20 protein-coding genes are annotated in these 20,323 nt (G+C 45.5%); 14 read left to right on the top strand and 6 right to left on the bottom strand.

Annotated elements, in window-relative coordinates:
* Window positions 1–105: 105 nt before the first annotated feature.
* The gene (locus tag L5M11_RS07910) at window positions 106–945 is read right to left on the bottom strand and encodes an isopenicillin N synthase family dioxygenase (protein WP_028760203.1); all 840 of its coding nucleotides are present in this window, start codon (window positions 943–945) and stop codon (window positions 106–108) included.
* A gap of 367 nt (window positions 946–1,312) precedes the next feature.
* Between L5M11_RS07910 and L5M11_RS07905 the strand changes: the two genes are divergently transcribed.
* Window positions 1,313–2,218: a bifunctional methionine sulfoxide reductase B/A protein gene (locus L5M11_RS07905; protein WP_263185163.1), complete on the top strand. Its 906-nt coding sequence runs from the start codon at window positions 1,313–1,315 to the stop codon at window positions 2,216–2,218.
* A 150-nt stretch (window positions 2,219–2,368) separates the two neighbouring features.
* Here the strand turns inward: L5M11_RS07905 and hemB are convergent, their stop codons facing one another.
* Window positions 2,369–3,352, bottom strand: coding sequence for a porphobilinogen synthase (gene hemB / locus L5M11_RS07900; protein ID WP_263191815.1), 984 nt, complete (start codon window positions 3,350–3,352; stop codon window positions 2,369–2,371).
* Between the two features lie 351 nt (window positions 3,353–3,703).
* Here hemB and tsaB point away from each other — a divergent pair, with 351 nt between their 5' ends.
* The 7 genes from tsaB to rnd all read left to right on the top strand — a co-directional run bounded on the left by tsaB (window position 3,704) and on the right by rnd (window position 10,525).
* On the top strand, window positions 3,704–4,417 hold the full coding sequence (gene tsaB / locus L5M11_RS07895; protein WP_263138282.1) for a tRNA (adenosine(37)-N6)-threonylcarbamoyltransferase complex dimerization subunit type 1 TsaB: 714 nt from the start codon (window positions 3,704–3,706) through the stop codon (window positions 4,415–4,417).
* Window positions 4,418–4,523: 106 nt separating this feature from the next.
* Window positions 4,524–4,838, top strand: a complete 315-nt coding sequence (locus L5M11_RS07890; protein WP_263138283.1) for a hypothetical protein — start codon at window positions 4,524–4,526, stop codon at window positions 4,836–4,838.
* Window positions 4,831–5,559, top strand: coding sequence for a M50 family metallopeptidase (locus tag L5M11_RS07885; protein ID WP_028760198.1), 729 nt, complete (start codon window positions 4,831–4,833; stop codon window positions 5,557–5,559). Before L5M11_RS07890 ends, L5M11_RS07885 begins: the two co-directional genes overlap by 8 nt.
* 210 nt (window positions 5,560–5,769) lie before the next feature.
* Complete coding sequence (locus L5M11_RS07880) at window positions 5,770–6,582, top strand: class I SAM-dependent methyltransferase (protein ID WP_028760197.1); 813 nt, start codon at window positions 5,770–5,772, stop codon at window positions 6,580–6,582.
* A 21-nt stretch (window positions 6,583–6,603) separates the two neighbouring features.
* The gene (locus L5M11_RS07875) at window positions 6,604–7,467 is read left to right on the top strand and encodes an alpha/beta fold hydrolase (RefSeq protein WP_263138284.1); all 864 of its coding nucleotides are present in this window, start codon (window positions 6,604–6,606) and stop codon (window positions 7,465–7,467) included.
* Window positions 7,468–7,671: 204 nt separating this feature from the next.
* Entirely contained in the window at window positions 7,672–9,345 is a 1,674-nt protein-coding gene (fadD, locus tag L5M11_RS07870) for a long-chain-fatty-acid--CoA ligase FadD (RefSeq protein WP_028760195.1), read from the top strand.
* 70 nt (window positions 9,346–9,415) lie between these two features.
* Window positions 9,416–10,525, top strand: a complete 1,110-nt coding sequence (gene rnd / locus L5M11_RS07865; RefSeq protein WP_263144724.1) for a ribonuclease D — start codon at window positions 9,416–9,418, stop codon at window positions 10,523–10,525.
* A 92-nt stretch (window positions 10,526–10,617) separates the two neighbouring features.
* On the opposite strand, the gene minE is transcribed toward rnd, so the two are convergent.
* Genes minE through minC form a run of 3 tightly spaced genes read right to left on the bottom strand, consistent with a single transcriptional unit; the run spans window position 10,618 to window position 12,380 of the window.
* Window positions 10,618–10,875, bottom strand: a complete 258-nt coding sequence (minE, locus tag L5M11_RS07860; RefSeq protein WP_028760193.1) for a cell division topological specificity factor MinE — start codon at window positions 10,873–10,875, stop codon at window positions 10,618–10,620.
* A 2-nt stretch (window positions 10,876–10,877) separates the two neighbouring features.
* Window positions 10,878–11,687, bottom strand: coding sequence for a septum site-determining protein MinD (gene minD / locus L5M11_RS07855; protein WP_006086391.1), 810 nt, complete (start codon window positions 11,685–11,687; stop codon window positions 10,878–10,880).
* A 27-nt stretch (window positions 11,688–11,714) separates the two neighbouring features.
* Complete coding sequence (gene minC / locus L5M11_RS07850) at window positions 11,715–12,380, bottom strand: septum site-determining protein MinC (protein ID WP_106650327.1); 666 nt, start codon at window positions 12,378–12,380, stop codon at window positions 11,715–11,717.
* A gap of 122 nt (window positions 12,381–12,502) precedes the next feature.
* Here minC and L5M11_RS07845 point away from each other — a divergent pair, with 122 nt between their 5' ends.
* Together L5M11_RS07845 and L5M11_RS07840 are read left to right on the top strand one after the other, a co-directional pair.
* The gene (locus L5M11_RS07845; protein ID WP_028760191.1) at window positions 12,503–12,781 is read left to right on the top strand and encodes a YcgL domain-containing protein; all 279 of its coding nucleotides are present in this window, start codon (window positions 12,503–12,505) and stop codon (window positions 12,779–12,781) included.
* Window positions 12,782–12,924: 143 nt separating this feature from the next.
* Window positions 12,925–13,365 (top strand): YcgN family cysteine cluster protein, encoded by a 441-nt coding sequence (locus tag L5M11_RS07840; RefSeq protein WP_106650329.1) that lies wholly within the window; start codon window positions 12,925–12,927, stop codon window positions 13,363–13,365.
* A gap of 174 nt (window positions 13,366–13,539) precedes the next feature.
* Here the strand turns inward: L5M11_RS07840 and L5M11_RS07835 are convergent, their stop codons facing one another.
* Window positions 13,540–15,060 (bottom strand): methyl-accepting chemotaxis protein, encoded by a 1,521-nt coding sequence (locus L5M11_RS07835; protein WP_263144728.1) that lies wholly within the window; start codon window positions 15,058–15,060, stop codon window positions 13,540–13,542.
* A gap of 469 nt (window positions 15,061–15,529) precedes the next feature.
* On the opposite strand from L5M11_RS07835, the gene pheS reads away from it, so the two are divergent.
* The 4 genes from pheS to lpxM all read left to right on the top strand — a co-directional run bounded on the left by pheS (window position 15,530) and on the right by lpxM (window position 20,259).
* Entirely contained in the window at window positions 15,530–16,513 is a 984-nt protein-coding gene (pheS, locus tag L5M11_RS07830; RefSeq protein ID WP_006081368.1) for a phenylalanine--tRNA ligase subunit alpha, read from the top strand.
* Window positions 16,514–16,528: 15 nt separating this feature from the next.
* A complete protein-coding gene (gene pheT / locus L5M11_RS07825; RefSeq protein WP_263185161.1) occupies window positions 16,529–18,916 on the top strand; it encodes a phenylalanine--tRNA ligase subunit beta in 2,388 nt (795 codons plus the stop codon).
* A 3-nt stretch (window positions 18,917–18,919) separates the two neighbouring features.
* The gene (gene ihfA / locus L5M11_RS07820; RefSeq protein WP_006081370.1) at window positions 18,920–19,216 is read left to right on the top strand and encodes an integration host factor subunit alpha; all 297 of its coding nucleotides are present in this window, start codon (window positions 18,920–18,922) and stop codon (window positions 19,214–19,216) included.
* A gap of 104 nt (window positions 19,217–19,320) precedes the next feature.
* Window positions 19,321–20,259, top strand: a complete 939-nt coding sequence (lpxM, locus tag L5M11_RS07815; protein WP_263138287.1) for a lauroyl-Kdo(2)-lipid IV(A) myristoyltransferase — start codon at window positions 19,321–19,323, stop codon at window positions 20,257–20,259.
* Window positions 20,260–20,323: the final 64 nt, after the last annotated feature.

Genomic DNA, 20,323 nt, shown 5'->3' with positions numbered 1-20,323 from the left:
TGAAGGTGGCGAATGTCATAAAAAAAGCGCCCTAAGGCGCTTTAATCGCTTAATCCTTGACTGTCTCTTGCGATTGTTACTTGGATTAATAGGCTGAATTAAGGCTTAGATTACCCCTAGTTCGCGCAATCTTTCCATCAGATAACTGTCGGCGGTATAACGATCCGATAGCACTACAGCAGGGTTTGGATGTAAAAATAACGGCAAAGAGATCCGTGACTTGGTTTTATCCGTACCTTCAGGATTGATGACGCGGTGTGACGTTGATGGGAAATAGCCGCCAGAGGCTTCCTGTAACATGTCACCGATATTGATAATAATGTTGCCAAAATCGCTTGGAACATCTAACCAAGTGCCATCTTTGGCTTTCACTTGCAATCCAGGCTCATTGGCAGCAGGTAATACTGTGATAAGGTTGATATCTTCATGTGCCGCGGCGCGAATGGCGCCCATTTCTTCACTGCCCGTCATCGGTGGGTAATGCAGAATACGCAGTAAGGTTTTTTGGCTATTGGCGATCATTTCTGGCAATGGTATCGAAAACTTGGCTTTTACGTCTTCTGGTGAGTAGGTTTCAATCCACTCTAAAAGTTCTGCGGCCAGTGCGTTGGCTTTATCGTAATAGGCGAGAATATTGGCACGCAGTGAATCGGGGATACGGCCCCAAGGGTACACGTGGTAGTACTCTTTAATGTCTTTGACTGTGTTGCCTTTGGCGGTTTCAGAAATCGACGCTGGGAAGAAACCGTCGTGGGTTTCTTTTTTAAACATATAGTCGTTTTTGGCTTCTGAATTAAAAAAGGCTTGCCACTCGGTGTAGATGTCTTCAACTAAGCGCTTATCAATCGGATGATTAGATAAAACACCAAAGCCAGTTTCCCGAAGTGATTCAACGAATTGCTGGGCACTGTTTTCAGCGCGGTAATCAATGGTTTCTAATTTCATTTTGGTTTCTACTTGTTATATTTAGTTGTAATTTGACCCGCTGCAAGTGTAGCCGTGCACTGATGTGGGTGCAAATACTCAGCGACTGTGATCTGGAGCAACTGCCGTATTTTCCGTCATTTATGCAGTTGCTTATATGAGTATATGAGCACTTATATTAGTACTTACTTGAGTGGTAAGATTTTAGTCACCAAATCCGTTAGTATGGGCATTAGATTTGTTGTGCTTGGATTGATGTCAGCCGCATTTTGAAGCCGAGTGCAAGAAATCTTGCTTGGAGTGGGTCTTATGTTGGCTTCCTTATAAATCAGCTTCTTAATCAAAGAATATCGAAATACACAACGACGTGAGTCGAAAGGGCATTAATATGAATAAACTGACCGATTTTGAACGCTATGTTATCGAAGAGAAAGGCACTGAACGCCCCTTTAGTGGTGAGTATTATGAGCACGATGCTAAGGGGTTGTATTTATGCAAAAAATGCCATGCCCCCTTGTATCGCTCTGAGCATAAATTTAATGCCCATTGTGGCTGGCCTGCCTTCGATGATGAAATTGCTGGCGCTGTAACCCGCCATATAGACGCTGACGGCCGCAGAACTGAAATTGTTTGTAGCCAGTGCGGCGGTCACTTGGGGCATGTCTTTGAAGGTGAAATGTTAACACCTAACAATATCCGTCACTGTGTTAACTCAGTTTCTATGGTTTTCAAAGGGATGGATAACGCTGTTGAACCAGCACCGAATCACTTTGCAACTTTTGGTGCTGGGTGTTTTTGGTGCGTCGAAGCGATTTTTAAAAGCCTAAAGGGCGTGGTGAATGTCACTTCAGGTTATGTCGGCGGCGAAGCCCATGATGCCGATTATAAATCTGTTTGCTCGGGCCAAACCGGCCATGCTGAGGTTGTGCATATCGAGTTCAACCCTGAGGAAATTGATTTTACGACGCTATTACAGGTCTTTTTTGAGAGCCATGATCCGACCACGCTTAATCGTCAAGGTAATGATAAGGGGCCACAATATCGCTCCGTGGTGTTTACTCATAATGCTGAGCAGATAGAGCAAACTACCGCTATGCTGACTCAGTTAGCAGCAGCCAAGGTTTTTGATGCGCCGATAGTGACCCAAGTTTCAGTGTTTGATACTTTTTATCCCGCTGAAAATTATCACAATGACTACTTCGCTTTACACGGTGAGCAGCCCTATTGTCAGATGGTCGTGCGTCCTAAAGTCGAAAAAGTAAAAGCCTTGTTTGCAAGATTGCAGAAGGTTTAAGTGAATAGGGTGTTAAATACAAAGACGCCACCGATAAAGGTGGCGTTTTTTTATGGGGTTTCTAAAGTGCAAAACCTAGTTGTTCTCTTAACAAGCCGCTTAGCTATCGGTTTAACGATTAGCGTAACTTTTGATTAGCTACCGACGCAACTATCGGCTTTCAGTTAACCATTGGGCGTATTGTTTGGTGTAATAGCTGACAATCAAATCTGCACCCGCCCGCTTTAAGCCGATAAACGTTTCAGTCACCACCGCACGCTCATCCAACGCGCCCGCAAGGGCGGCAAATTTAATGCCCGCATATTCACCGCCGACTTGATAGGCGGCGAGTGGTAAGTGGGTTTCTTGTCTTAAACGGCTGAGCACATCTAAGTAGGGTGTGCCGGGTTTAACCATCAGGATATCGGCGCCTTCGGCTTCATCTAATGAGGCTTCTAACAGGGCTTGACGACCATTAGCATAATCCAGTTGATATCCCTTGCGATTTCCACTGAGTTCACAATCGACCGCGGCTCTAAAAGGACCGTAGAAGGAAGAGGCGAATTTTGCCGAGTGGGCCAGAATCGCCACATACTCAAAACCTGCGGCATCGAGCCCTTGGCGAATGGCTTTCACTTGACCGTCCATCATGGCCGATGGTGCTAACATATCGGCGCCCGCTTTGGCGGCCGTTATCGATTGCTTAACTAAATTTTCGACGGTGAGGTCGTTGCAGACTTCATTATTGTGTACGACGCCGCAATGGCCGTGATCTGTGTATTCACAAAAACAAATGTCGGGGATCACCATCATCTCAGGCACGGTAGCTTTAATGGTGCGCACCATACGGGCGAGTAAACCATTGTCGTCCCATGTATCGCTGCCCTTATCATCTTTAGTGTGGGAAATCCCAAAGGGCATCACATAGCGGATCCCGAGGGCGTAAAGCTCGCAAACTTCATCCGCCAGTGCGCTCTCAGGTAAACGGCTGATGCCAGGTAGCGTGGAGATAGGCACTGCATGGGTGATGTGCTCTTCAATGAACAGGGGATGGATAAGATCGCTCAGCGAAATATGGGTTTCGCGCAGCAGATCGCGCATTGCTTCTGAATTACGTAAGCGTCTTAATCGACGCAATGGAGGCGTGTTTAACATGAAATGTCCTTATCGAAAGCGGGTTAAAGCAATCGTACAATACTAAGGTAATGGCAAGGGATAAATTCGCCCCTTACTTTTCTGCTCTGACAATCAAAGTTGAAAAAGTTTCCCCAAGCGAGCTATATTCATTAATGAGTTTATTGATCATTGACTCAGATCACATAAATTCATCTCGTCCAGATTTGCGACTGAATATCATGCGAGCGCTATTTTAGCTGACTTGCTTGCTTAGCCCTTTGTTTTCGGGCATTTGATGTTATTATTTGCGCCAGTTTTCTCATGGCATATTCGCGCAATACAGATTATGTAAATTTGATGCGAAATCTTGCCCGCTAATCCGGTTTTGAAATGACAATAACACATGAACACTCTGCTTGTATTCTTGCCTTAGACACTTGTACCGAATCCTGCTCAGCTGCGCTGCAATACCAAGGTCAGATTTATGCTGAACTTGCCGATGCACCGCGTGAACACAGTCAACGTCTGCTGCCTATGGTCGATTCAGTGCTCAAGCAAGCGGGCATTCGCTTAGATAAAGTGACTTCGATTGCTTACGGACGAGGCCCTGGCAGTTTTACGGGGATCCGTATCTGCACTAGCATGACGCAAGGTCTGGCACTGGGGTTAGATTTGCCTGTGATTGGTATTTCAACCTTAGCGGCAATGGCACAAATGGCGATTAGCCAGCATCAAGCCGAGCAAGTTTTGTGCGCCATTGATGCGCGCATGGGCGAAGTGTATTGGGGCCAGTTTGTGGCCGTTGATGGTATTGCAACGCTTGTCGGTAAAGAAGTGGTCAGTGCGCCTGCGGACGTACTACTTCAGCTCGATACTCAAGCGCCAATTGTGGGCTGCGGCACAGGTTTTGATGCTTATCCCGATTTGCTGGCACTCGGCAAGGGGATTTTAGCTCTCGAGGCCGTGAAATATCCCGATGCAAAGGCTATGCTGATATTGGCTGAAGCAGGCATCAAAGCAGGACTGATAACCTCGGTCGATGAGCTTGAACCTGTGTACTTACGTGATACAGTCACATGGAAAAAGTTACCCGGCCGTGAATAAGCTGTTCTTTGCCTGAGTATCTGCGATAGAATCTCAGGCAATTACTGCTAAGCATTCTTAACTATGAATGGCTTAACGATGAATAGTGCAAACTTAAGGCTTCTTGATGCAAGTTAATGTGAATCAAATGAGTTTGATGAATGCTGTAGCGAGTAATAGACCCGCTATCGTTCAGGGGCTGACTGCGCCTGAATCGTCACGCCCAGTGATTGAGCAAGATGCCGTTGAAGCCCTTAGTTTAGAAACTCAGCCTAAAAGTAAAAACGCAGCGGGAAATTTACAGTCAAGGCTTGGTGCGCACCTCGAGTATGAGCAAGATACGCGTGGCCATCAGGGAGCGATTGCCCAATATTTACAAACCCAACATGCCGCCAAACGCGATGAAATTCAGCAAATGGTGGGTGTGGACTTGTATGCTTGAGCATCAAAAAACGTCTTCCCGTTCAACCTCGCGATTTTCCTCTTCTAAACTGACAGGCTTAGCCACAAGTGGTGTGCCAAGCCGTGGTTTGTTTATTATCGAGCTAGTTTTAGCTTTATTGATAACTCGAATTCCCTATTTGAGCGTGCCGTTTAAATGGCTTGAAAGCTATTTTCATGAACTGTCCCATGGCATTGCAACGATTTTAAGCTCGGGCGTGGTCAGCCATATTCAGTTGTTTCCGAATGGAGCAGGATTTTGTTTTAGCCAAGGCGGCTCGCCGATGTTTATTGGCTTTGCAGGGTATTTTGGTGCGGCCTGTTGGGGATATTTAATCTATTTATTAGCAACTTGGCCAAAGGGGATCCGCGTGAGTTTTGCCTTGCTAGGTGCCTTAGTTGTGCTAAGCGGCTTGCTTTGGGGCAGGGATATTCTCACGTTAGCGATTTTAGCTGTGCTGACTATTATTTTGTTGTTACCGCTTAAACTCAGTCAAAACAAAATGTTGACCCAGTTTTTGCGTATTATTGGCTTGATGATCATGCTTAATGCACTTGCGAGTCCGACTGTGTTGCTCGGGCTTGATGGTCAAGGTGATGCAGTGATGTTGGCCGAGCGTTCTTGGATCCCCGCGTGGATTTGGGTGGGATTATGGTTATTAACCAGTGCCTGCGCTTTGTATTTTGCGTGGCGCCGCGTAGATAATGCCGCAAGTCGTTAGTTCTCAAGCTTGTTTAATGCCTCAGTCGTCTAGTGTTTTCCCCATCGTGTTTCTGCTTTGAACTTTGTTGATTTAGGTAAAGGTGATTTTGCTCATCACTTTGAGCTATAACCACTTATGTCGCTTAAAGCTTAGTTTTCCGACTTCTATTCCTTGGATTTTTGGCCATTGGCTGCTAGGTTAAGCCTTCGGTATCCATGGAGAATTACAATGAAAAAAGTCACCTTAGTTGCCAGTCTGCTGCTTGCTGGTTTATGTTCGAGTGTTACCTATGCCGATGAAAGCTTAGATAAAGTCTTAAAAAGCGATTTTCGTCAGGCCAAAAATGCCAGCCGTGACGTTTATCGTCATCCCGCTGAAACCTTAACTTTTTTTGGCATTACCCCAAAACAGACTGTGATTGAACTCTGGCCGGGTAATGGCTGGTACAGTGAAATATTAGGGCCTTATCTTGCTAAAGAGGGCCAATATATCGCAGCCAGTTTCGAAACGGCTCCTGCGACAGATACTCCCGGAAATCGTTATCGCGCGAACGCGGGTACTAAGTATGCTGCGTGGATGACGGCCAATAAAGACGTCATGGGCAATGCTAAGATTGTTACCTTCGATCCTCCACATAAGATGGATTTAGGCGCTGATGGTAGTGCTGATCTGGTATTAACCTTCCGAAATCTACATAACTGGGCATCAACAGATCAATTGGAAAACGTGTTTGCCGCGTCTTATAAAGTGTTGAAGGACGGCGGTATCTTTGGCGTGGTAGAGCATAGAGCCAACGAAGGAATGAACTTCAGCACTGGCTATATGGATCAAGCCGCTATGGTTGCTTTAGCCAAAAAAGCAGGTTTTACCTTAGTTGAAAGTGCAGAAATCAATGCGAACCCCAAAGATACGAAAGATTACGCCAAAGGTGTTTGGACGCTACCGCCCTCTTTTGCCTTGGGTGATACCGATAAAGAAAAATACCAAGCGATCGGTGAAAGTGACCGTATGACACTTAAATTTGTCAAAAAATCATCTTAATTACCTGACATCAGAGGCATTATGTGGCAATCTTTCGCCCCCAAAAATCAAATCGAATTTGTATTACCTCATATTACGGTCGCGGGCCGATTATGGGGGGCGAAGGATAAACCTTTATTGCTTGCCTTACATGGTTGGTTAGATAACGCCAACAGTTTTGAACCCTTAGCAGCGCATTTACTCGATTATCAAGTGCTCGCCATTGATTGGCCAGGACACGGCTTTTCTGCACATAGGCCGGGACACTATCCGCTGCATTGGATTGATTATTTGTATGATTTAGACGCGTTGTTAACGGCATTACCGCAAAAGCCAGCGGCAATGATTGGGCATTCGCTTGGCGGTATAATCGCCTCAGCTTACACGGCGACATTTCCCGAAAAGGTTAACAAGCTGGTATTGATTGAAGCGTTAAGCCCCTTGTCTGAGTTGCCAACGCAAGCTAAGGCGCGATTGAAAAAAAGCTTCTATCAGCATGAGAAGTATTTAACTCAGAAGCATGGGCAGGCAAAGATTTACGACAGTATAGATACTGCGGTGCGGGCGAGGGCACATTTAACAGGACTTGCCGAACCTTGGTGTCGTTTGTTGCTCGATCGTAATATGCAGCCCGAAGGTGATGGCATAGGTTGGCGTAGTGATCCTCGATTAAGATTAGATTCACCCCAACGATTAACCTTCGCCCAAGTTGATGCCTTGATGCAGGATATCAATGTCGAAACCTTATTAATTTGTGGCAAACAGGGATTTAGCCAGTTGCAGAGCGCGATACCTAAGGCCAGAACGTGGTTCAAGCATTTGTCTGAGCACATAATTGAGGGCGATCATCATGTGCATATGGACAATGCCGAAGGCGTTGCACGTTTGATCCGCAAATTCGTTTAATAGGTTGCTTATATGGGTATAAAAAAGACGCTAGGTTTTTTGTTTTTTTTATGTGATGATGATCAAAATTAAAACGCTCGTATGATTTATGACGAGTAAATTAATAACTATAAAATGTAAGCCGGTATTTTAACTCGGTATTTATCGAGTCTTGACGCTTGTATGGATATTGTTTCCGCAGTTGTGGGGATTTAGGAGAGAGTAGTGGATCAGCCTTGGATTAATCATTTGCCAGAAGATGTGCCTGCTGAAATTAATGTGGAACAATACTCATCGCTTGTCGATATGTTCGAGACAGCGGTGGCTAAGTATGAAGATCAACCTGCATTTATCAACATGGGTGCCACGCTAACCTATCGTAAATTGGAAGAACGCAGCCGAGCATTCGCTGCGTATTTACAAAATGAATTAAAGCTTGAAAAGGGCGACCGTGTCGCCTTGATGATGCCAAACCTGTTGCAGTATCCCATTGCACTGTTTGGTGTTTTGCGTGCAGGTATGGTGGTTGTTAACGTTAACCCACTTTATACACCGCGCGAACTTAAACATCAGTTGATTGACTCTGGCGCTAAAGCCATTGTGGTGGTGTCAAACTTCGCCCGCACTTTAGAAGAAGTGGTCGATCAAACTCCCGTTGAAAGCGTGATTATCACCAGTTTAGGTGATCAATTAAGTGCACCAAAACGTACCTTAGTGAACTTTGTGGTGAAGTACATCAAGAAGTTAGTGCCAAAATACGATTTACCCCATGCCTTATCAATGCGCGATACCTTATCAACGGGTCGTCGCATGCAATACATCAAACCTGAAGTCACTAACGATGATTTAGCGTTTTTACAATACACAGGTGGCACCACTGGGGTTTCTAAAGGCGCTATGTTGACCCATGGCAATATTGTCGCAAACGTATTGCAGGCTGATGGTGCATATTCTCCCGCTTTAAACGATGGCAGTGAGTTTGTCGTAACGGCCTTGCCGCTGTATCACATCTTCGCCTTGACCGTGAATTGCCTGCTGTTTTTGCACAAAGGTAGTCAGAATTTACTCATCACCAATCCTCGTGATATCCCAGGATTTGTGGCTGAGTTGAAAAAGTATCCTTTCACCGCATTAACTGGGGTAAATACCTTATTTAACGCTTTAGTGAACAGTGATGATTTTTCCCAGTTGGATTTCTCACGCTTAAAACTCTCTATCGGTGGCGGCATGGCGGTACAAAAAGCCGTGGCGGATAAATGGCAAACCATTACTAAAACCCGTTTACTTGAAGGTTATGGTCTGACGGAAGCCTCACCCTTATTAACCTGTTGTCCATATAACTTAGACGGTTATAACGGTTCAATTGGTTTTCCTGCCCCTTCGACACTGATCCAAATCCGTAATGATGACGGCAAGGTATTAGCCCAAGGCGAAACCGGCGAGCTTTTTGGTAAAGGTCCTCAGGTGATGAAAGGCTATTGGCAACGTCCTGAAGAAACCGCCAAAGTGATCGACACTGACGGCTGGTTAGCCACGGGCGATATTGGTTACATGGATGAGAAAGGTTTCTTCTATATTGTCGACCGTAAGAAAGACATGATCTTAGTATCAGGCTTTAACGTATTCCCTAACGAAGTCGAAGAAGTGGTTGCACTTCATCCAAAAGTGATTGAAGTGGCTGCCGTTGGTGTGCCAAACGACGCCAGTGGTGAGTTAGTGAAGGTATTTGTGGTGGCAAAAGATAAATCTTTAACCGCTGAAGACATCATTAAGCACTGCCGTATTCATTTAACGGGATATAAAGTGCCGAAGCTGGTAGAATTTAGGGACGAGTTACCTAAAACCAACGTGGGTAAAATCTTGCGACGAGAGCTTAGAGACGAAGCTAAGCGCGCGTAAGATTGAAGCCGGCATTTGCCGGCTTTTGTTTTTATGGACTGTGATTGACCCACAGGATCTGGAGAAGAATTTGTCAGCGTTTCAATATGTGAGTGATGAAGCAAGCCTTAATGCCCTCGTTGCCCAATATAAACAGAGTAAGATACTCGTGTTAGATACCGAGTTTGTTCGTACTCGTACTTATTATGCCAAGTTAGGTTTGATCCAAGCCTATGATGGTAAAACCTTAGCTTTGATTGATCCGGTCGCTTTACCTGATTTAGCCCAATTTTGGGCGCTGTTATCGGACCCGAATATCGTTAAGCTAGTGCATTCCTGCAGTGAAGACTTAGAAGTTTTTGCCCACTACGGCAAATGTCAGCCTACGCCTTTGTTTGATAGCCAAATTGCCGCCTCTTTGTGTGGTATGGGCCACGGTGTGGGTTATGCCAAGTTAGTTGAAACTTGCCTTGGTGAAGTGATCGATAAAGGTGAGTCGCGTACAGATTGGATCCGTCGTCCTTTAACGGAAGCCCAGTTAAGCTACGCCGCCAATGACGTCCTGTATTTGTATCAGCTCTATCCTCAACTGGAAGCGAAACTCTGCGCCCAAGGGCGTTTAGCTTGGTTATACGAGGAAGGGGAAAGGATGACTCAGGGCAGGCTTGCCGATCCTGATCTTGATACAGCCTATTTGAAAGTGAAAAATGCTTTTCAACTCACTGAAATTCAATTGGCTTACCTTAAAGTGCTCGCCAAATGGCGCCTTGAAAAAGCCTTAGTCCGTGATTTAGCCTTAGGTTTTGTGATCAAAGATCATGGTCTTATTGCATTAGCGAAGAAGCAACCTAAAACTTCGGCTGATTTGTTTAAGCTCAATGACTTGACCGAACAGGAAAAACGCATTCACGGCAAAGATTTATTACGTGTGCTACAAACTGCGGATTTGGTTAATTTACCCGAGTTAGTGGATGTATTGGCGTTAAAATCAGGCTACAAATCGGCCTTTAAAGCGATTAAAAGCTGTTTGGTCGAATTATGCGAAAAGCATGATGTGCCGCAGGAAATGCTCGGTTCTAAACGTCATATCCATGAGTTTTTGCAATGGCGTTGGGATAAGCAACAAGGGGATTTACCGGCAGTGTTATGCGGTTGGCGAGGGGAATTAGCAACTGAGGCTTTAGCAAAGCTTCAGGTCTAGTGCTTAATATTTCGTACTTGAATCCATTGCTGAAAAACATCCACACCAAAATGTCATCTTCAATTGAAGATGACATTTTTTGTATCATCGACTTATCTGTCAGGCAAAGTGACGTTAAGCTCGAGTACCGACAGGTTGGCGTCGTTTTGATCTAACTGCACAGAAACTTGATCATCAGAAATCGGCACATATTTGCGAATAACGGCAATGATCTCTTGTTTCATCTGTGGGAAATAATCGGGAGTGTCCCTTTGTCCACGTTGATGAGCCACGATGATCTGTAGGCGCTCTTTTGCCATTACCGCAGTGCTAGGCTTTTTCTTGCTTTTGAAATAGTCGAGTAAAGACATAATTAGCTACCAAATATCCGTTGTAAGAAACCTTTCTTTTCTTCCGTAATAAAGCGTACTGGTACATCTTCACCCAGTAAGCGTGCGACTGTATCACTGTAGGCTAAACCCGCATCACTTTCTTGGTCGATAATCACAGGTACGCCTGAGTTAGAGGCTTTCAGTACAGATTGTGACTCAGGAATAACGCCGAGTAACTCAATGGCCAGAATTTCTTGAACATCGTCAACACTCAACATTTCGCCCGATTTTACACGGCTCGGTGAATAACGAGTCAAGAGTAAATATTCTTTTATCGGCTCTAGATTCAGTTCTGCGCGGCGTGATTTGCTTTGCAGCATACCTAAAATACGGTCTGAGTCGCGCACTGAACTGACTTCTGGGTTCGTGGTCACAATGGCGATATCGGCAAAATACAATGCCATCATAGCGCCTTGCTCAATCCCAGCGGGAGAGTCACACAGAATAAACTCAAAGTCTTTGGCCAAATCGTCTAGAACACGGCCGACGCCTTCTTTGGTCAGTGCATCTTTATCACGGGTCTGTGAAGCGGGTAAAACGAATAACTTATCGCAGCGTTTATCTTTGATCAGCGCTTGATTTAAATTGGCTTCACCATTGATCACATTAACGAAGTCATAAACAACACGACGCTCGCAACCCATGATCAAGTCTAAGTTTCGTAAACCTATATCGAAATCAATAACGACTGTCTTGTGTCCTTGCATGGCAAGACCGGTCGCAATTGCAGCACTCGATGTGGTTTTACCTACGCCGCCTTTACCTGAAGTGACAACAATAATTTGTGCCATGTTTCTCTCTATCCTTTGTTCTGCCATTTAGAGGGGCAATGATTCAACCATAAGCGACTCACCGTTTAGGCGAATGCAGCCGCTTTTATCTGAGCTATGTTGTTGTAGATTTTCAGCGAGCCAATATTGCCCTGCTATTGAAACGAGTTCGGCCTCCAGAGAGTGGGCAATGATAACGGCGCTGGTATCGCCCGCGGCGCCTGCCATGGCTTTCCCTCGTAATGCGCCATAGATATGAATGCTACCATCTGCGATGACTTCTGCGCCATTGCCTACCGCACCAAATATGATTAAATCACCATTTTTTGCGTAGACTTGTTGGCCTGAACGAATATTTTGCTTCACTATTTTAGTTTGGCGCGGGGCCGGCGGCGGGGTACTGCTCTGTTTTCCCGCTTTGACTATGGCAAGGCCTAAGTCTTTTGCTTGTTTACTGAGTACGGTTGTCGCGCCCGTTATACCAACAATCACTAATTGACGTGAGATCAGCAGATCCTTTAACGCACTTAAATTCAAGCTGTCGTGCTGAATGGCACTCAGATTGACGACTAAAGGAGCACCCAGAAAAAACTGAGGAGCTTGTGCCAACTTACTGTCTAATTCAGTCATGACAGCTTGTAAATCGCTGCTATTAATATGAAGCACTGAAAGAGTAAAAGAAGCGCCTTTTAACTCTAAGCTAGGTTTTGACATCCCGGCACTATTCTCCAGAAATCATCAGTCGGTTCGCTGATTTTACAATTAAATTACTAGGCGACCATGTTATAGTGTGCCCCATTGACTGGCAAGTTTGAACTATTGGATATTTGATTCTTATGCTATGTGCCGTTTATAAAAGTAGCCGAAAGGCTGATACTTATTTATTTGTGAAGAAAAGAGATTGTTTTGACGATGTTCCAGTGCCTTTGATGGAAATGTTTGGCGTGCCAAAGTTGGTGATGGTGTTTCCAATCGCTAAGCGCGACGCGTTAGGAATGGCAGATATACATAAAGTCAGAGCAGCAATGGCAGAAAATGGCTTTTATTTACAAATTCCACCACCTCAGGTGAATTTATTGGCTGAGCATAAGCTGAGCCTTGGGATCAAAGATTAACTTGGCAGCATCAAGACGCTGCTAATGAGCTCAGGCGCGTCAAACCACACTCGTTAATCTCAGTGGCATTGCGTATCTGACGACAAATTAGTGTAAAATAGCCCGCATTGAGCGGGTTTTTTATTAAGAAGATACAGTTAATCATGGCATTTTGGCAGAGTAAAACATTAGCGCAGATGAGCACAACCGAGTGGGAATCCCTGTGTGACGGTTGTGGTAAATGTTGTTTAAACAAGTTGATAGATGATGAAACCGAAGACTTGTATTACACCAATGCAGCTTGCCTTTTGCTCGATCATCAAACGGCAGGCTGTCTGCATTACAGTGACCGTTTCACCTATGTCCCCCAATGTACAGTGATCACGATTGATAATATCCATGAGCTAACTTGGTTGCCCGACAGTTGTGCCTATCGCCGCCTAGCGGCAGGGCGTGAGCTACCGAGCTGGCATCCGCTGCTCACAGGCTCCAAAGAAGCGATGCATTTAGCGGGTATGTCGATCCAAGGCAAGGTGGTGGATGAAAGACGCGTGAAGGATATTGAAGATCATATCGTGCTATGGCCACTTAAAGACGTGGATTAACAGACGTGAATTCATTTTGCCGTAGCGTTATCGATTGAAAATTAACTTATTAATTGAAACGACACTTGTTGATTGGAAAGTGACCGTCAGAATGAAAACAACAAGGGAGCGATTATCGCTCCCTTGTGCATTTTGGGTGTTAAGTGAATTTAAACTCCATCAAATAATGCTCGACTAGATTTTTAATCCCACCATCAACTGATCCAGTTGCCCCGCAGTCGCTTGCAGCTCATCGCAACCTGAAACTGACTGGTTGGCCGATTGCTCCACATTGTGGGACTGGTTGCGGATTTCCATCAGGTTAGTCGCAATCTCGTTGGCCACTGCCGATTGTTCTTCGGCCGAGGTGGCGATTAGTACACTCATTTCAAACACTTTGTTGCTGTGGTGGGCGATAAACTCTAAGTCTTTACCCGTTTGCAGTACGTGTTGTTTACCTTCATTGGCTTGATTCACAGTACGCGACATCACTTGTGTCAGATTGCGAGTACCCGATTGAAGTGATTCGATCATGGTTTTGATTTCAACCGTTGCGGCCTGAGTTCTCCCCGCTAAAGTACGTACCTCATCGGCCACCACGGCAAAGCCACGTCCTTGTTCACCTGCGCGTGCCGCTTCAATCGCCGCGTTGAGGGCCAGTAGGTTGGTTTGCTGGGAAATCGCATTAATGGTTGACACCACTTCATCAATTTTACTGGCGTTGTCATTGAGTACACCTACCGCATTTGAGGCCGCAGAGATTTCATCTGATAACACGTCGATAGCCTTAACTGTGGTTTCAATATCTTTCCCGCCCGCACTAACCTGTTGATTGGCTTCTTGGGTTTCGGCTGAGGATTGTTCGGCATTGCGGGCAACTTCTTTCACTGCGGCAGTCATTTCTTCCATTGCCGTCGCTAAGGAGTCCAGATGTTGTCTCTGGTTTACCGCCAAGGATTGACCTTGCTGCGCAGTGCTACGAAACGATGATACAACTTCGCGTATTTTAGCGGTCGATTCTGCGATTTGCTTGACTAAGGTATGTTGACGTTCTACTAAGGTATCTATGCTGATAGCTAAGATACTGAACTCGTCTTTTACTTCGAAGAAGTTTAAACGCCCCGTTAAATCACCCGATGCGGCCCGTTTTAATGCCATCACTGTCGTATAAAGTGCGCCGCCTACGAAGGTTGAAATGTAATAGCTGAACAAAAATAGCACAAATAAGAGTGCCGCCATTAGGCCATAAACCAGCAGGTTATCGTTGGCGAGCAAGGCATCAATTTCTTTGCTGTCTAGGGGAATAATCGTGATCAGATTTTGATCGTTAACCCGACTCACAACTCTAGGTTGCTTACCGCTATCATCAATACCACCACCACTGCGAGCGATGGATTGGGCTTTGCTATCGGCTTCATTTACCGAAACAATGCTGACATTACCTTCAATTTCGCGACTAAGTTGATTAAGGATAGTTTGGCGTTCTTGCTCTGGTAGTTTGTTATATAAGCTGCCAGTGACTTGGTTGATTTGTTGTGAAGCATTTTGCAGACTGTTGAGCTGTCCTTGAATTAAGGTTTGCTGGGATTGGTTATCTAGGAAAAGCGCCAGTCCAACAATCATCAACATGGGAACGATAGAGAGAATAGCGAATTTAGTTTTTAAGGTCATATGGATAAGATATTGATCTATCCAGCGAAATTTTACTTCTTTCATGAGTGCCTCGATAAAATGGGCCATGAACCGAATTTATATCGGTCAGTTTGCCATAGACTTTATAGTTTTCTGTTTTGTAATGATTTATATGGTTAATGTAGTCTAATTGCAGTCATTATTGTGTTGTTTGCTGCAATTTTGGCAAGGTACAGGTATGAGTTTACAGTTTAGTTACAAGTTCTGCTAGTGGCTGAAAGCGGAAGTTGTTTACGTCAGAATCGAGGTTTGGGTTTCCCCTTGAGCAAAACTCAGGCTCTGAACTGGGGTAACACATGAATTTGCATGATAAAAACCCCCAATAAGCCCTAGTAATATGCCGCTCGCTCGCGTAAAATTTCTATCCTTTTATTTCGTTATAGCTAGCAAAGCGTCTGGCATTAACGCCCGATAACCTGAGCACCCAAATAGCCTGAAAGTTTGGCGCCCATAGCACTTGTTTATCAAGCGCGACTATGCAGTGGAAGAGAAAATGCAGCAGTTAACTGAGATCGTAGAACAAGCCTTAGTCATTATTGACCAGGCCAGTGATCTAAAAGCACTGGATGATATCCGTGTCGATTACCTTGGTAAGAAAGGTAAGATCACCGACATGATGAAAATGATGGGTAGCTTAAGCCCTGAAGAAAAGCCAGCCTTTGGCCAAGCGGTCAATGATGCTAAACAGGCGATTCAACAAAAATTAACTGAGCGCATCGATGGTCTGAAGAGTTCGGAATTGGAAGCCAAATTAATCGCTGAAAAGATTGATGTGACTTTGCCAGGCCGCACCCAAGAGATCGGTGGCTTACATCCTGTGACTCGAACCATTGAGCGCATCGAAACCTTTTTCGGGGAATTAGGGTTCTCGGTAAAGCAGGGGCCTGAAATTGAAGATGATTTCCACAATTTCGACGCACTGAATATCTCTGAGCACCATCCAGCGCGTGCTGATCATGATACCTTTTATTTCAATCCTAAACTGATGTTGCGTACCCAAACTTCGGGCGTGCAAATCCGTACTATGGAAACTGAAAAGCCACCATTACGCATTATTTCTCCGGGTCGTGTTTATCGTAACGATTACGACCAAACTCACACACCTATGTTCCACCAAGTGGAAGGGCTTTTGGTTGATGAGCATGTGAACTTTGCCGAATTGAAAGGCATTTTGCATGACTTCCTGCGTAATTTCTTCGAAGAAGATCTGCAAGTGCGTTTCCGTCCATCTTACTTCCCATTCACTGAACCTTCAGCGGAAGTGGACGTGATGGGCAAAAATGGTAAATGGCTAGAAGTGCTTGGCTGCGGTATGGTACATCCGAATGTGCTGCGCAGCGTTGGCATAGATCCAGAAAAATACTCTGGTTTTGCTTTTGGTATGGGTGTCGAGCGCTTAACTATGTTGCGTTACGGCGTAAACGATTTACGTGCGTTTTTTGAAAACGACCTACGTTTCCTGAAGCAATTTAAATAACGGAGCTGTAATAGCATGAAATTTAGCGAATCTTGGCTTCGTGAATGGGTAAACCCTTCAGTCAGCCGTGAAGCATTATCCCACCAGATCACTATGGCCGGTCTCGAAGTCGATGACGTTGAAGCCGTAGCTGCCGATTTTAGCGGTGTCGTGATTGGTGAAGTGGTTGAGTGTGGTCAGCATCCCGATGCCGATAAACTGCGCGTGACCAAAATCAACGTTGGTGGTAGCGAACTTATCGATATCGTCTGCGGTGCACCAAACTGCCGTCAGGGTCTTAAAGTGGCCGTGGCTATGGTTGGCGCCGTATTACCTGGCGATTTCAAAATCAAGAAAGCCAAGCTGCGTGGCATGCCATCAGAAGGTATGTTGTGTTCATACAGCGAGCTTGGCATTAACGTAGAAAGCGATGGCATCATCGAATTGCCATTGGACGCGCCGCTTGGCACTGATATCCGTGATTATCTGCAACTTAACGATGCCGTTATCGATGTGGATTTAACGGCTAACCGTGCCGATTGCTTAGGCATGGCAGGCCTTGCCCGTGAAGTGGGCGTGTTAAACCGCCAAACAGTGGTTGAGCCACAGTGGCAAGCTGTTACGGCAACGACAGATGCAAAGGTCACGATTAACGTTAACGCGCCTGCAGCGTGTCCACGTTACTTAGGCCGTGTGGTTAAAAACGTCAATGTGAAAGCGCCTACGCCATTATGGATGCAGGAAAAACTGCGCCGTAGCGGTATTCGCTCTATCGATCCTATCGTAGACATCACTAACTTTGTGTTGATTGAATTCGGTCAACCTATGCACGCTTTCGATCTGGCCAAATTAACAGGCGATATCCAAGTGCGTTTAGGCACTGGCGAAGAGAAAATCACCCTGCTTGATGGCAGCGAAGTCACGATTCCATGCGATACCTTAGTGATCGCCGATGATGCGCGTCCATTAGCCCTTGCTGGTGTGTTTGGCGGCGAATATTCAGGCGTGAGCGACACGACCCAAGACATACTGCTTGAATGTGCGTTCTTCGCGCCACTTGCCATTATGGGTAAGTCACGTCGTTTAGGTTTGCATACAGATTCATCACACCGCTTTGAGCGTGGTGTTGACCCTGAGATGCAACACAAGGTTATCGACCGTGCTACGCGTTTAGTACTGGATATCTGTGGCGGTGAAGCTGGCCCTGTAGTTGAGGCTAAATCAGAAGCTGATTTACCCAAACCTGCACAAATCGTTTTACGTCGTAGCAAGTTAGATAAAATCCTCGGTCACCATGTACCAGATACAGATGTGGTCGAAATTCTACAACGTCTCGGCTTCAGTGTGGTTGTGGGCCAAGATAGTTGGCAGGTCACTACCGCGACTTATCGTTTTGATATGGCGATTGAAGAAGATTTGATCGAAGAAGTGGCCCGTATTTACGGTTATAACAATATCCCGAATACGGCGCCTGTTGCCGCGCTGCGTATGTCAGATCATAAAGAATCTGACTTAAGCCTAAAACGCGTGCGTGCCTTATTGGTCGCTCGTGGTTTCCAAGAAGCGGTAACCTACAGCTTTGTCGATCCAAAACTGCAAAATCTGGTTCACCCTGGTTTAGACGCTATGGTGTTACCAAACCCAATTTCCAGTGAAATGTCGGCCATGCGCCTGTCAATGTTCACCGGTTTATTGGCCGCCGTTGGCTACAACCAAAGTCGTCAACAGAGTCGCGTGAGACTTTTTGAAACTGGCCTGCGCTTTGTTCCTGATATCAATGCAGAATCCGGTGTAAGACAGCAAGCAATGCTCGCTTGTGTCATTACTGGGCCCCAAAATGATGAACATTGGGCTATGGAATCGAAAACTGTTGATTTTTTCGACCTTAAAGGTGATTTAGAAGCAATTATCGGCTTGACAGTTTCCGCATCAGAATTTAGCTTTAGAGGAGCGACGCATTCTGCTCTCCATCCGGGGCAATGTGCTGAAATATTGAGAAATGATCGAGTGATCGGTCATATAGGTGCAATCCATCCTAGTTTGGAGAAGCCTTTTGGACTCAATGGTAAAACCATCGTTTTTGAGTTGGAATTGGATGCTTTATTGCATACCAGTTTGCCGCTAGCCCAAGCTGTATCTAAGTTTCCAGCTAATCGTCGTGACATCGCAGTCGTAGTAGATGAGAGTGTATCTGCAGGTGATGTAATGAAATTGATAAGAAAAGTTGGCGAAAATCAGTTGGTTGGCATAAACTTGTTCGATGTATACTTAGGTAAAGGTGTTGAACCTGGCAAGAAGAGCCTGGCGATAGCACTTACATTACAAGACACTACTCGTACGCTTGAGGAAAAAGAGATTGCTGAGACCGTTGGTTCAGTCGTTTCTGCCCTTAAGTCCGAGTTCAACGCATCGTTGAGGGATTAAAGTATGGCACTTACCAAAGCCGAAATGGCAGAACATCTTTTTGAAACACTCGGAATGAACAAACGTGTCGCCAAAGAGATGGTTGAGTCGTTCTTTGAAGAGATTCGGGGCGCACTTGAAAGTGGTGAGCAGGTCAAGTTATCTGGCTTTGGCAACTTTGACCTTAGGGACAAGAATCAAAGACCGGGAAGGAACCCAAAAACAGGCGAAGATATCCCAATTTCTGCTCGTCGTGTCGTGACTTTCCGTCCCGGCCAAAAGCTGAAAACTCGTGTAGAAGCAGCAAACACGGGTAAGTAATTTCGTTTGTTTGATGGGAAAGCCACTCCTTAGAGAGTGGCTTTCCTGTTTATTTTTTCGTGCAATATCTCCATTGTTTTTATCCACTGTCTGAGGTGAATTCTTTGTCAAGACAGCCCAAACATTTTGACCGTCGTTTTAAACTCGCCTTATTACACCCTAGATACTGGGCCACTTGGTTAGTGATTGGTCTATTAGTGATTTTCGGACTCATGCCCGCATGGCTGCGTGATCCTATTGCAAGATTATTGGCAAAAATAGTGATGCCAATTGCCAAAAAGCCCATTAGCGTTGCCAGAGCCAACTTAAGGGCGTGCTTTCCAGAACAATCTTCCGCCGAGATTGAAGTGTTAATCCGTGAGAACGTGCAAAACTTCGTTTTGGTGTTGTTAGCACAGGGCGAATTGCTGGTGCGCTCAAAAGCGCATTTACGTCGTCGAGTCAATTTAATCGGCTTTGAGCATGTGACTAAAGCGCAGGCTGCGGGGCAGCCGATCATTTTTATCATGCCCCATGTGTGGCCAATTGATTATGCTGGTTTACGCCTTAACCTTGAGTTGCCTATGGTGACTATGGCCAAAGCCCATAAAAACGGCTTATTCAATTGGTTTAGTAATCGTGTACGCAGCATTTGTGGTGGCCATGTGTATATGCGCGAGGCGGGCATTCGGGCGTTATTGGCTGAGCTTAAGCGCGGTAACAGTTTCTTTTATCTTCCCGATGAAGACTTAGGTCCTGAACAAAGCGTGTTTGCGCCTTTTTTAGGCACAGTGAAGGCAACGCTACCTGTTGTTGGGCGTTTAGCGCAGGCGGGTAATGCCCAAGTGCTGCCAGTAAAGATTGGCTACAACCAAGCGACACGCCAATTTGATCTCACCGTGATGGCGGCCGTTGCGCCTGAAGAGATGGTGGGCAAAGAAAACGAGGCGTTGGCACTGAACAAAGTGGTCGAGCAAGTGATCTTAGCTTACCCAGAGCAGTATATGTGGTTCCTGCGCGTTCTCAAGACGCGCCCAGAGGGTGAAGCTTCTATTTACGGCTGATATAGCGTGACTGAAATAGTGTGGTTTAAAATGGCTTTGAGCGCGAAGTGCTCGAAGCCATTTT

Origin of the sequence: Shewanella sp. SM87, from assembly GCF_025653705.1 — a bacterium.
Lineage (GTDB): Bacteria > Pseudomonadota > Gammaproteobacteria > Enterobacterales > Shewanellaceae > Shewanella > Shewanella oncorhynchi.
Note: the sequence above shows the minus strand (reverse complement) of the source record. Positions and strands in the feature narration are given on the sequence as shown.